Below are 11,330 nucleotides of genomic sequence, written 5' to 3'. Positions count from 1 at the left end.
TTCCACCGCCTCCCGGAAAGCCGCGACATCGACGAGAGCACGGCGCCCTGCCGGCAGGCGGACGAGGCGGCGGTAGTCAGGGAAGTCGTGGTCGAGGCAACCGCCGGCCGCCTGCCGATTCCCCGCCTCCAAGGCCAGGCGGTCGCCCTCCATGGTGAGCTGGACGGATGCTTCGTCACTCAGCAGCGCCCGCATCGCGTCGGCGAGCGGAGACGGTGCGATGGCCTGCACCCGGGGCCCGGCATGCCCAGCGGTAGCGGCGTGTGCGACAGCCATCCGGTAGCGGTCGGTGGCCACGGTACGGAGCGCTCCACCCTCGATGTCGAACAGGACGCCGCCGAGCATCGGCAGCTCGGGGTCGGTGCTGGCTGCGAAGCGGACTGCGTCCAACGCGGCGGCCAGCTCAGCCGCGGAGACAGTCAGCCGGACGGTGGCGGTGCGGAGTGAAGTCCTGGGGTTCTTCCTGGATTCGAGTAGGGCGCGGACCGTGGAGAACTTGCTGCGGGCATCTGACAGCCCCAGTTCAAGGCGGCGTAGATGCGCCTGGAGCAGCTTCCGGACCAGGTCGGTGTCCTCGCTGGACCAGCCGGCCAGCACCAGCCGAATGTCCGCCAACGGCATGCCCGCCCGGCGCAGGCGGCCCAGCAACAGGGATTCTTCAAGCTGCTCGGAGCCGTACCAGCGGTAGCCGCTCACCGGATCCACCCAGGCCGGGACCAGAACCCCGGCACGGTCGTAGAACCGCAGCGCACTCACACTCAATCCGCTGTCCCGGGTCATCTGGCCAAATGCTGCGCATCTCGCTCTCCACGCCCAGAACTCTGAGGCCTCAACCAAGGAGAGGGTCAACCCGATGACGAAGCTGATCTGCGTCTTCCGCGACGCCACCGACAACCTGCCGCGTGATGACCGAGCTGAAGTACGACCGCCTCGCGCTCCTTGAGGCGGCCCCGCCCGCCCTGCGCCCTGAGCCGCTGATCCGCCGCGGGTCGCTACTGCGACGGAGTCGCCCACGCCTCGGGGCCGCCGCCGCGCCACTCGACGAGCGCGGGGTCCATGAGGTCGAAGTCCTCGGCGTCCTGCATGCCGGTGGCGGTGAGAAAAACGGCGATGTCGCTGAGCCGGTACGCGATGCCCAGACTCTGTCCATCGCACCGAACCCGGCGCCAACCCCGGTGATCGGGGGGATGGACGACCAGACGGGGAGCCGGTGCGGGCGTCCCGGGATCCGTGCCGTCGCGTTCCCTGTCGTTCCCCTGGCAGGCACTGGTCATGCTGCCCTCCCCCCGCGCCGGGCCTCGGCCGCGCGGCGCAGCTCCCCCGGGCCGCCGGCCGTGCGAAGAGGGAGCGACCAGTAGGGGTGAGCGGAAATCGCGCATGACAGAACCACCAGTCGGCGACGCAATGGTGTCGTGCCGACTGGTGCTGACCGGTGCGCCAGCGTCTGGTACGTACGGAGCCAGTCGGCCTGGAGCCGGACCAGGTCGTCGGGGAAGGGTGGGGTGCACTGCATGGAGAAATTCAATCACGTGTTCGATTTATGGCGCGAGCTGAGCCAAAGCCAACGCTGGTCATATGTGGCATCCGACCGGAAGAGAGCGGTGGTCGCCGCAAGTCGCTGGTGACGTCGTGAAAGCACCACGAGGTGGGTGTTTCGCAAATGATTGTGATGATGGGCCGGTGAACCCTCGTGACCTCGATCTCGTCATCGCCGCAGTCCATGCCGTCGGTCCGTGCCCGCCGGGCGAAGAAGCGGACTGGACCGACCGCGTCCGCGAACGTGCCGTCAGCCTTTACGTCCTCGGGGACACAGTCGGTCAGGACATCGCCCGGCTGGATGCGGCGAAGCAGTTCACTGCGACTCTGCTGGACGTACGGGTGGAGGCCTCCAGCACCCGCGGCGTCCTGGTGCTGCGCAACACCTCCGGCGAGCTGGAGCAGCCGATCCGCACCGACCGCGGCGACTCGGAAGCCGGCCGGGCGATGATCGAGCGCGCCCGCGCCCTGATCGGCCACCGGGTCCGGGTCTACCGCCTCAACGAGCGGATGGCGTCCAATCCGAAGCTGGAGGTGCGCATCGTCGTGCACCTGGCGGACTTCGGCCTCGACACCGACCCGATCCACGAGAACAGCGCCAAGCAGAACGTCCTGGCAGCCGCCGAGGGCGACACGGCCACCGCGCAACGCGCCTGGTCGGAGGCCGGCCTCCCGGACTCCGGCGCCGTGTCGGTACACCAACTGGCGGACGCCCTGGCACGCCTCCCCCAGGCGGACGCCTCCGCGTAGCCCCCCGGCTGGGCCAAGATCGAAGACTCTGCACATCCTGCGCCTGGCCGACGAGCCCGGCTACCGGCGGCAGATCGAGGTGCAGGCCAACCTCCAGGAAGGCGCCACGCGCTCGCCCGGAAGATCTTCCACGGGCGGGCGGGGCACCTCTACCAGCGCTACCAGGACGGCATGGAGGACCAGGTCGGGGCGCTCGGCCTGGTCCTCCATGCGCTCGTGCTGTTCAACACCCGCTCCATGGACGCCGCCCTCACCCAGCTCCGCCGACGGCTTCGAGGTGCCTGACGAGGACGTCGCCCGGCTCTCCCCGTTCGTGCGACACCACATCAACGTGCTCGGCCGGTACTCCTTGCGCGATCCGGACACCGCCGAGGATTGAGTCCCGCGCCGCTCTCGCCGGGCAGTCGGTGAACGTAACCGACCCGGCGGCGGGCTGACGCCATGGGCAGTGGCGTGTCCGAAGCCTTCGGGTCAGGTGCCGAGTGCGTGTCCGGTTGTTGAGTCGACGTGCTCTGGGATCTCGTCGTGGCGATCGCCCACGGTCGGTGTCCCGGTGGGCTCGAACATGAGGATTGCGGCGCCGGACGGAGCGTACGGCTTGTGCTCTGTGCCTCGGGGGACGGTGAAGACCGCCCCCTGTGGGAGCAGGACCGTGCGCTCCCCGTCGGGCTCGCGCAGGGAGATGCGCAGCTCGCCGTCGAGTACCAGGAAGAACTCGTCGGTGTCGTCGTGCACGTGCCAGATGTGGTCGCCCTCGACCTTGGCGATGCGGACGTCGTAGTCGTTGACGCGAGTGACGATGCGGGGGCTCCACAAGGCGTCGAAGGAGGCCAGAGCCTTGCTGAGGGGGATGGGTTCGCTGCTCATGGGCTCATCCTGAGCCGTTTCGCTTGACCGCCGTGAGTGCTAGGAATTGCACATGGCGAAAGAATCCTCGCACGCAGCTCACGCGGCGGGCGTACACCGTGTCGTCGTGATCGTGGACGAGAACTCGAACCCCTTCGAGCTCGGCTGCGCGACCGAGGTCTTCGGTCTGCGCAGACCGGAGATCGGCCGTGATCTCTACGACTTCAGGCTCTGTTCGCCTGAGCCCAGCACCCTGGTGCGAGATGGGTTCTTCACGCTCACGGGAGTCGCCGACCTGGAAGCGGCCGACGCGGCGGACACCTTGATCGTCCCCAACCGGCCTGACGTCGAAGTGCCCCGCCGTCCCGCCGTGCTCGATGCCGTCCGCCGCGCACACGCCCGCGGTGCGCGTCTGGTCGGCTTCTGCAGCGGCGCCTTCACACTGGCCGAGGCTGGCGTCCTCGACGGGCGCCGGGCCACCGCGCACTGGCAGTGGGCGGATTCCTTCCGGGCCCGATTCCCCTCTGTCCAGCTCGAAGCAGACGTGCTGTTCGTGGATGACGGTGACATCCTCACCGCGGCAGGAAGTGCAGCTGCTCTCGATCTTGGGCTCCATGTGGTCCGTCGCGACTACGGCGCGGAGGTCGCCAACTCTGTGAGCCGGCGGCTGGTCTTCGCGGCGCACCGGGACGGTGGGCAGCGGCAGTTCGTGGAGCGTCCCATGCCCGACCTGCCGGACGAGTCCTTGGCACCTGTCCTGGCCTGGGCCCAGGAACGGCTGGACTCACCGCTCACCGTGTCCGGCCTTGCGGCGCGCGCGGCGGTCAGTCCGGCGACGCTGCATCGCCGCTTCCAGGCGCAACTGGGCACGACGCCGCTGGCGTGGCTGACGGGGGAACGGCTTGCTCTGGCGTGCCGGTTGATCGAGCGAGGTGAGTCCCGGTTCGAGGTAGTCGCGCGACGCAGCGGTCTTGGCACCGCTGCCAATCTGCGCACGCTGATGCGCCGTGAGACCGGCATCACACCGTCGGCGTACAAGCGCCGGTTCGGTCCGGAGGCGAACTGACGGCGGGCATCCCCTGCCGACGAACCACGTGTGCTTCATCGTCTGCTATCGCCAGGGGCGAGCAGGCTGGTCAGCTCCGCGATCGCCTCGCGAGAGGGCTTGAAGTAGCGGCGGACGTTCTCCGGCTTCTTGTGCCGGGACTTCGCCATGAGCATCAGCAGGGAGCGTCGACCTTGGCCTTCCCCGCCCCCGCCCGGAACGAAGCTGACCCCTCCGTCGCGCGCCATCTCTAAGTAACCGGTTCGGCGAGTACTCCACGCACGAGCTCGACACCCAGCCCGAGGCGTACGACCCGAAGCTGGACGTCGACTTCACCCAGCTCCGCGACCAGGACCTGGCTGCTGCTGGCTTCGGCCAGGCCGTCTGACGCGGCTGATGGAGAGCCCGTGCTCCCACGCGGTTGGACGGAAGTCACGGGTCCCATCTGGTGCTTGGGGAAGCAGTCCCCGAGGCTATTCGTTGTCCTCGTACTCGGGTTCGGATTCCCTTACGAACCAGAGGTCGAGGATGTACTGCTCAGCCGTGGAGCACTGTTTCCACGCTGCTCCGATCTGTTCCGCGCCCCATTGCTCATCGACAGCGCGCTGGAGGCACGTGTTGTAGTAGGCGGCCGTGGCTTCTCGTCCGCTCCATGCAGCGTGCCCGTCGTAGACACCGGGGCGCGGCAGGTCCATCACGCCCGCCGGCCCGAAGGTGAACTGGTTGACGACGAGCTGGCCCGTCTCTGATTCCAGGGAGACAGGGACGGTGCCCTCAGCGTCTTCCGGGGGCTTCTGGGGGGTGTCCCAGACCCTGATGATGACCTGTACTTCGATGTCGGGCTGAAGGCTGTGCAGATATAGGTGATAGCCGTTTCCGGCAACCACCTGGGTCCTTGACTGCTGCAACGCCTCGTCGTCGCCGAGGTAGGCGTCGGCGTCGTAGACCTCCACAATCCTTCGGTCCGGCCGGGCGTTGGTGCTGTACTCGGTGATGAGAGACAAGGGGGCTCCGTCGCTGCTCAGGGAGTGATCTTCACGTAGAACGCGTCTCCGTCGAGGATGCGGTTCAGGGTGAACATCTCGTTGAGCTTTCGGCCGCCCGTCTCATTGTCGGTTCCGTCGATGAGCCTGGCCGAGAACCTGTCTCCCGGGGCGGCGGCGCCTTCTTTGGTGGAGGCGAAGGGATACTCGTCGCACTGGAGCGTCGTCCCCTTGTAGTCACCCCACACATCGTTGCACGTCGCGATGGCCTTCTCCCGATTCTTCTCCTGCTTGTCCTTGTCGATGAGGCGGTGGAGAGGCTCGGTGGCTCCAGGCACAGTCTTCCCAGCCCAGGAGGGGAAGGTGCGCTCGGGAAGCTGTTGGGCGTCGAGGATGTGCCGGGCGCTCTGGTCGACGGCAGGGTCTTTCAGGCTCATCACCAGTTCAACGCGGGCTTCGGTGAAGACGGTGCCCTTGTACTTGCCCGCGGTCGGCCCGGCGTAGTCGAAGCGGACGCTGGAGTAGGCCATGACGGGGTCCGTCCAGGGCACTGCGGTGGGTGAGGACACCCGCATGTCCAGGGTGATCATCCCGGAGACGACCTGGGTGTTGACGGGGTCGAGCTTCCCGGTGTCGGGCGAGGTGTAGTTGAGCTGCCAGAGGGGTTTTGCGGTCCACTGCGCGATGTTCTCGCTGCGGGTGGTGACGGCCGGCTTGGTCATCTGGGGATTGGGGCCACTGGCCGAGGCGTTGATCGTGTGGCTGAAGTTCTGCTCGATCTTCCACGTCGCGGGATTCTCACCGGCGACCGCCTTGGTGCGGATGTTCTCGATACTGCTGGTGTAGTCGACACGGCGGGATCCGTCGTAGGAGAACCCGAGGATCCACAGATCGAACCAGAGTTCGCCCCTCAGGCGGCGCTCTTTGTCCATGAGCTTGAGGTGGACGGGCTGGTGCACGCACGTCTCGAATCGGCTCTTGACCCAGCCCTTACGGGTGTTCGCCTCCGGATGGGCGGCGCACTCGGTGCGCAGGTCCTTCTCCTCCTGGCCGACTGCGGCCGTGGCAGTCGGACCACCTTGAGGAATCGTTTCCGCATTGACTGGACCAGCTGTTCCGAGGCCGGCTGCGAGCATGAGCACGGTGGACAGGACCATCGTCGCGGTTCGACGCCGACGGGGTCGGCCGGGCAGGGGCGGGCGGCCGTCAGGCAAGGAAGGCTCCTCGGTTATGGGCGAGGCGGTCACGGCGGTGGCGGTCAGGAGCGGCACATCTGCCCCCAGCAGGCATCCAGGAGCTGGCCAGTGGTGGCCGAATAGGTGGCGCGGAAGCCCTCAAAGGTCAGACCACGCCGCTCCAGTCCGTGGTTCGGCGCCGAGGACTCCACGGTCACCACGTTGGTGTCACTGGCGGCGGGCGACTGCAAGCTGAGTCCGAACGTGGCTGCGGCGCCGGGCGCTCGGGTTCCCGTGGTCAGGCGCACGGTGTTCTGGGCAACCCCGAACGACGCCGCAGCGCGGGCGCCGATGTCAGCAGCTTCCCCCGGGCCGCTGCCCGCGCGCGCGGAGGAGCGGGGGGCGCTCTGGAACGCGGCGGCGTTGCAGACCTTGGCGGTCTGCACGCATGTGGACAGGCCTGGTACCGAGGTGAGGCAGGAGTTGGGGTCGGTGGCCAGGCACCGCGACAGCGCCTTCTGGTCGACGCCGTTGAACGTGCCCGTCGACTGGGGAGGCAGCGGGCTCGCCTGCGAGGTGGTTGCGCCGGGCTTGCTCACGGTCCACTGGGTGAACTTCGTCGCGTCCGTCAGCTTCGCATTGAAGCAGTACGGGGCGGTGTAGACGGCCGTCGGGTCGGAGGGCAGTCCCTTCGACTGTCCGCAGATTCCCAGAGTGGTGACCTGGGCGGTATCCGCGGTGGCGGCCCGGGACCAGGCTTTGTTCTCCGCCATGAACTGGACCCGGTTGGCAATCTCCGGAACGGTGACGTGCTGCGGTCCCATGACCTCCAGACCGATGTCGATCCGATTGGAGTTCCCGCGTGGGACCTTGAGCTGGTCGGTGGTACTGCCGACCCAGTTGAAGTCGTACAGCACGTCCCACTGGTCACCACTGGCCTGGCGGACCGTCATGTACGTGTGGTTCATGCTGTCCGCCACCGTCGGGTTGATTCCGGCCGTGATGGCTTTCGTCTTGCCCCCGCTGTTGCCCAGCTCGGTCCATTGCGGCCCGTATGTGCTGGTCGTCGGACCGGTCTTCTCGGCGTAGAGACCGACCTCGATGGAGTTGGCGAACATCCCCCCTTCGGTGTTGGGGACCATCCGCAGGTAGTTCGATGCCTGCGCGGATCCGGCGTTCCCGCCGCTCCCAAAGGTGATGGGCACGTTCCGCCAGGTGCCGAATGCACCGATCACCGGCTGACCGGGCTGGGTGCACGCCACCGCCCAGAAGAAGATACGGGCCTGATGGGTTTCGTTACAGCTCTGCACAGGCGCGCTGGCGCTGGCGGGCGACGCCGCCACCAGCGGCAGAACCACGGCCGACGCTACCGCCGACAGAGCCGCGAGCAGTCTCCCCCGTAAGTGCAAGATTCCCCCTACTGAAGCATGATCATTTAAATGACCAGGCGAACCTACCGAATCGATGCATGCGGCAACCGGTTTGTCGTCAACTTGACCGGAACCGGGCGAAGGCTGGCTCAACCGCCGGCCCGGAGCCCTCGGATACCGCTACGGGCGGAGAGGGGCCGCCGGGCGGGAGCTCGGCTGGCTCGACAATCCTGGCGATGAGCTTCCGGTCGCGTTATGGGCTGTGCCGGTCTGGCCACCGCGTTGCTCGACGAGGGCGAGGACGGGCAGTGCGCCGGGGCGACCCACCGGGTGTGTGACGACGAGGCCCGCGTCGACCGCACGCTCGTTACGCTTCGGCTCAAGGCACTGCTCGACGCCACCCGCTTGTACGGGACCGCCGCGGCCCGTCCGCACCACCGACCCGTGGACTGCGACCTTGGGGACCACTGGTACAGCCATCAACGCTAAGCAGCCTCGTACTCCTGCGCGCGCACGGTCGCGAGGTCGTCCATGGCGGCCTGCGGCGTTCGGGTGTGGCTGGGTCTGGAGTCGCTCGCGGAGCTCGATCTCCTCTGGGGCGAGTGGGCCCTCGGGTCGGCGGATGTTTACGGGCTTGGGCCTGACTGGCAGGTCGTAGTCCGTGGCGGCCTGCTCGGCTTCGGCGAAGGCCCGCAGAGCGAGGCGAGATTCTCGTCGGCGGCTTCGCGGCCAGCGCCGCCGTCTTCGCCGTCGGCGGCATCCTCGCCGCCCTCGGCGCCGCGGGCCTGACCGTCATGGGGCTGCCACCTCTTGGCGTAAACCGCGACGAGGGGTGCGCTCCGGGCGTCCCCCCCCCGTCTCTCCGGTCACAGGTGGGCGGTGCGCCGGGCCCAACCACGGCGGCGCACCGCGCCTCGAACAGGGCCCGTCGACCTTGTTGGGCTCAACCTATCCGGCTTTGGGCTGGCCCTTGCCTCCTCCCTCATCCGGCAGGCGCACGGGGCCGGCCAGCGCCTCGGCGTCCTGCAGAAGTCGGTCGACGGGGCGCTCGTCGCCGAGTTCGACGGCGAGCGCGGCCCGCACGAAGGCGGTGAGGTCGATACTGCCGGTCCTCAGCTGGAAGGTGCGCAGCACCACCTCCGCATCGGCGGCGGGGTGGCGGCACCCGGCATGCAGGCAGCGCCCCTCGGCGGCCAGACCGAGCCGCTTGAAGAGGGCGTTCTTCACCTCTGTGAGCTGGGCCGGGCACCCGAGGTGGTCCAGCGTTATCTGGAAGTGATTGCCGGCCTTCCCGACGGTCAGCCGACCTCCGCCGGGCGTGATGCAGCGGTCGCCGACCGCCACCGTGCCGTACGGGTGTAGCAAGGGCAGGTTCGTCTCCGTGCCGTGTAGGACGGTCAGGTTGTCGTACTCGGCGTGCGGGCCGGCGACGCCGCGGTGCTCGGGGTCATCAGGTACTGGTCTCCCTCGTGCGGTCGGCGATGAGCTCGTGCTCCTGGTCCTCGTCGCCGGGGTGGTCGTCGGCGGGCCAGATGCCGAACGGGGCGGGCAGGCCGGGGCCGCCGACGCCCAGCTGGGGAGCGCCGCCCTTGGGCCAGGGATGGGTACGGATCACGGGGCGGCGATTCTCCTCCTCGGGCCGGGCGGTACGCGGACATGGCATGGTGGCCCAGCCGGGAGCCTGCACGGTGCGATTCGGTCCGCGCACACGGAAGCGCTCCCGTCCGCGACTCGCGGACGGGAGCGAGGGGGCGGGTCCGTCTCGTGTGGCGCGGCGCGAACTCCTGGATTCGGAACCTACATCGCCTTCCTGCACCCGGCCTTCGGCATCGCCCTCCTGGTCGGCATCAGCGTGCTGACCCTTCTGCACCTGCTGCTCAAGTAGTGCCCGGAGGGGAACCACGTGCCCGGACACAGAAGCCCTGCCAACGTGCGGGGCTTTCGCGCGTCACAGATCAGTCACAGCCCACCCACACCGGTCCCGGCGCCGACACCATGACGCGATGCGCACACACCACACCATCACCCTCCTCGCCGCCGCCGGCCTCCTCGCCCTCACCGGCTGCTCCGAGGCCGTCACCAGCGAGCCCAAGCCCGACGACAAGGTTGCCGCCTCGCCGTCCGCATCGCAGTCGAGCATCGCCCCCGAGGCGCTCAGCTCCGCAGCCGCAGCCGCCGGCATCCCGCCCAGCCCCGCACCCGAGCAGCGCGCCATCTACCTCGCCGCGCTCAACAAGATCGACCCCGAGATCGTCAACGGCAAGGACGACAAGGCCGTCAGCCGCGGGCTGAGTCAGTGCCAGTCCATGAAGGACGAGAAGGACCCGACCAAGCGTGTCGAGTCCACGAACCGGCGCTTCATCAGCCCCAATCATCCGGACGGCTTCGGCCCCACCAAGGCCGCCTTCATCCTCGCCGCCGTACAGACCAACCTCTGCCCCACGTACTGACGGGGCCACAGACCACCACGGTGCGGGTGGGTGCGGGTACGGCCGCCCGGGACGGCCCTGGAGTCCTAGCTCAGACACCAGCCGCAAACTAGCCGGGGGATCACGTGGCTGCCGTCGTGGCGGCCTGTTCGTCGTGTTCGCGCAGCATCCGCATGACGGTGGCGGGTGAGGGGTGCTGGCCCGTCTTCGCGCCCGTGGTGATGACGAGCCGCTTGGCGATGTCGCGCAGACTCATCTCCTGGTCACGCAGGTGGAGAGCCATGGAGAGCATGGACTCGTCGGTGACGCCCGCGCCGCCGATGGTCTTGCCTCGCTTGCGGGCGGACTCGTGGCCTTCGAGGGTACGATCGCGGATGTACTCGCGCTCCATGCCGGACATCGCGGCGAGCACGGTGAACACGATGCCGGACGGGTCGTGCGAGCCCTTCAGCTCCCCGGTGAGGAACTCCAGGCCGACGTCGCTCGCCTTCAGTTCCTCGGCGAGCATGGCGAGTTCGATGCCGCGGCCGAGTCGTTTGTGTTCGTGGACGACGAGGGTGACGGCGACGCCGGAGGAGCGGATTTCCCCGGCGAGCTTCACGGCAGCCTCCAGCTCGGGGCGCCGGGTGGCGCGGGTGGAGATCTTCTCCGAGAAGACACGCGTCACCCCGGCCTCGGCGAGGGAGTCGAGTTGTGCGTCGAGGGACTGCCGGGTGGTCGAGGCGCGGGCGTAGCCAAGGCGGACGTGCCCGACCGGTTCGGCGCCGGCGCTCACCGGGCGGGGCAACTCGGTCCAGACCGATCCCGGCTTGCGTACGGCGGGGGTCGGCACGCTGAGCGCCTTGGCGAGTTGGGGCACGAGGCGGAAGCGGGCGGTGTGGTACTGGATGGCCACTTTGCCCTTGCCGGTCCGGCACGGTGAGCCCGTGGGGGCGCCGCAGGTGGACATCGGGCAGTCGTGCGATTCCACGCGCTTGAAGTCGTCATCGCTCACAACCTCAGATCGTTTCATGAGGGTGTTTCAGACATCCAGTCGTTTGCAACAACTCATGAAACATGATCACCGCAGGTGGACCGCCGCGCGGCGGGGCGTTTCATGAGTGACCACCTGTGAAACACCGACCGGGCCGTCGCCAACTTCCTCTCCGCGAAGGCGGCAGCGTGATGACCACCCACCACACGAAGCGGCACCATCG

The 11,330-nt window shown here is 68.3% G+C and carries 11 protein-coding genes and 4 pseudogenes; 5 read left to right on the top strand and 10 right to left on the bottom strand.

Going from position 1 to position 11,330, the window contains the following annotated elements:
* Nucleotides 1-135 precede the first annotated feature (135 nt).
* Together AB0B01_RS17165 and AB0B01_RS17160 are read right to left on the bottom strand one after the other, a co-directional pair.
* Nucleotides 136-780 (bottom strand): annotated as a pseudogene (locus AB0B01_RS17165) (MerR family transcriptional regulator); the annotation flags it as partial.
* A gap of 212 nt (nt 781-992) precedes the next feature.
* Nucleotides 993-1,274, bottom strand: a complete 282-nt coding sequence (locus AB0B01_RS17160) for a hypothetical protein (protein WP_361718990.1) — start codon at nt 1,272-1,274, stop codon at nt 993-995.
* A gap of 406 nt (nt 1,275-1,680) precedes the next feature.
* Here AB0B01_RS17160 and AB0B01_RS17155 point away from each other — a divergent pair, with 406 nt between their 5' ends.
* Both AB0B01_RS17155 and AB0B01_RS17150 read left to right on the top strand, forming a co-directional pair.
* The gene (locus AB0B01_RS17155) at nt 1,681-2,286 is read left to right on the top strand and encodes a hypothetical protein (RefSeq protein WP_361718987.1); all 606 of its coding nucleotides are present in this window, start codon (nt 1,681-1,683) and stop codon (nt 2,284-2,286) included.
* 102 nt (nt 2,287-2,388) lie between these two features.
* A pseudogene (locus AB0B01_RS17150) lies at nt 2,389-2,635 on the top strand (Tn3 family transposase); the annotation flags it as partial.
* 122 nt (nt 2,636-2,757) lie between these two features.
* On the opposite strand, the gene AB0B01_RS17145 reads toward AB0B01_RS17150, so the two are convergent.
* Nucleotides 2,758-3,153 (bottom strand): cupin domain-containing protein, encoded by a 396-nt coding sequence (locus AB0B01_RS17145; protein ID WP_361718984.1) that lies wholly within the window; start codon nt 3,151-3,153, stop codon nt 2,758-2,760.
* A gap of 52 nt (nt 3,154-3,205) precedes the next feature.
* Between AB0B01_RS17145 and AB0B01_RS17140 the strand changes: the two genes are divergently transcribed.
* The gene (locus AB0B01_RS17140; protein ID WP_361718981.1) at nt 3,206-4,198 is read left to right on the top strand and encodes a helix-turn-helix domain-containing protein; all 993 of its coding nucleotides are present in this window, start codon (nt 3,206-3,208) and stop codon (nt 4,196-4,198) included.
* Nucleotides 4,199-4,233: 35 nt separating this feature from the next.
* Here AB0B01_RS17140 and AB0B01_RS17135 read toward each other — a convergent pair.
* The 4 genes and pseudogenes from AB0B01_RS17135 to AB0B01_RS17120 form a co-directional block, all read right to left on the bottom strand.
* Nucleotides 4,234-4,362, bottom strand: a pseudogene (locus AB0B01_RS17135) (site-specific integrase); the annotation flags it as partial.
* A gap of 288 nt (nt 4,363-4,650) precedes the next feature.
* Complete coding sequence (locus AB0B01_RS17130) at nt 4,651-5,181, bottom strand: hypothetical protein (RefSeq protein ID WP_361718978.1); 531 nt, start codon at nt 5,179-5,181, stop codon at nt 4,651-4,653.
* A gap of 17 nt (nt 5,182-5,198) precedes the next feature.
* Nucleotides 5,199-6,317, bottom strand: a complete 1,119-nt coding sequence (locus tag AB0B01_RS17125) for a NucA/NucB deoxyribonuclease domain-containing protein (RefSeq protein ID WP_361718975.1) — start codon at nt 6,315-6,317, stop codon at nt 5,199-5,201.
* A 101-nt stretch (nt 6,318-6,418) separates the two neighbouring features.
* Nucleotides 6,419-7,693: a hypothetical protein gene (locus tag AB0B01_RS17120; protein WP_361718973.1), complete on the bottom strand. Its 1,275-nt coding sequence runs from the start codon at nt 7,691-7,693 to the stop codon at nt 6,419-6,421.
* A 267-nt stretch (nt 7,694-7,960) separates the two neighbouring features.
* On the opposite strand from AB0B01_RS17120, the gene AB0B01_RS17115 reads away from it, so the two are divergent.
* Complete coding sequence (locus AB0B01_RS17115) at nt 7,961-8,194, top strand: hypothetical protein (protein ID WP_361718970.1); 234 nt, start codon at nt 7,961-7,963, stop codon at nt 8,192-8,194.
* A 459-nt stretch (nt 8,195-8,653) separates the two neighbouring features.
* On the opposite strand, the pseudogene AB0B01_RS17110 reads toward AB0B01_RS17115, so the two are convergent.
* Nucleotides 8,654-9,136, bottom strand: a pseudogene (locus AB0B01_RS17110) (DUF6420 family protein); the annotation flags it as partial.
* A gap of 19 nt (nt 9,137-9,155) precedes the next feature.
* The gene (locus tag AB0B01_RS17105) at nt 9,156-9,320 is read right to left on the bottom strand and encodes a hypothetical protein (RefSeq protein ID WP_361718967.1); all 165 of its coding nucleotides are present in this window, start codon (nt 9,318-9,320) and stop codon (nt 9,156-9,158) included.
* A gap of 388 nt (nt 9,321-9,708) precedes the next feature.
* On the opposite strand from AB0B01_RS17105, the gene AB0B01_RS17100 reads away from it, so the two are divergent.
* Nucleotides 9,709-10,155, top strand: a complete 447-nt coding sequence (locus AB0B01_RS17100; RefSeq protein ID WP_361718964.1) for a DUF732 domain-containing protein — start codon at nt 9,709-9,711, stop codon at nt 10,153-10,155.
* A gap of 100 nt (nt 10,156-10,255) precedes the next feature.
* On the opposite strand, the gene AB0B01_RS17095 is transcribed toward AB0B01_RS17100, so the two are convergent.
* Entirely contained in the window at nt 10,256-11,128 is an 873-nt protein-coding gene (locus tag AB0B01_RS17095) for a recombinase family protein (protein ID WP_361718961.1), read from the bottom strand.
* Nucleotides 11,129-11,330: the final 202 nt, after the last annotated feature.

Origin of the sequence: Streptomyces sp. NPDC044571, from assembly GCF_040647115.1 — a bacterium.
Lineage (GTDB): Bacteria > Actinomycetota > Actinomycetes > Streptomycetales > Streptomycetaceae > Streptomyces.
Note: the sequence above shows the minus strand (reverse complement) of the source record. Positions and strands in the feature narration are given on the sequence as shown.

Bases quoted from the DNA above. Each gene is read 5' to 3' on its own strand.
- AB0B01_RS17160 (WP_361718990.1), bottom strand. From the start codon at position 1,274: ATGACCAGTGCCTGCCAGGGGAACGACAGGGAACGCGACGGCACGGAT.
- AB0B01_RS17145 (WP_361718984.1), bottom strand. From the start codon at position 3,153: ATGAGCAGCGAACCCATCCCCCTCAGCAAGGCTCTGGCCTCCTTCGAC.
- AB0B01_RS17140 (WP_361718981.1), top strand. From the start codon at position 3,206: ATGGCGAAAGAATCCTCGCACGCAGCTCACGCGGCGGGCGTACACCGT.
- AB0B01_RS17125 (WP_361718975.1), bottom strand. From the start codon at position 6,317: ATGGTCCTGTCCACCGTGCTCATGCTCGCAGCCGGCCTCGGAACAGCT.
- AB0B01_RS17115 (WP_361718970.1), top strand. From the start codon at position 7,961: ATGGGCTGTGCCGGTCTGGCCACCGCGTTGCTCGACGAGGGCGAGGAC.
- AB0B01_RS17100 (WP_361718964.1), top strand. From the start codon at position 9,709: ATGCGCACACACCACACCATCACCCTCCTCGCCGCCGCCGGCCTCCTC.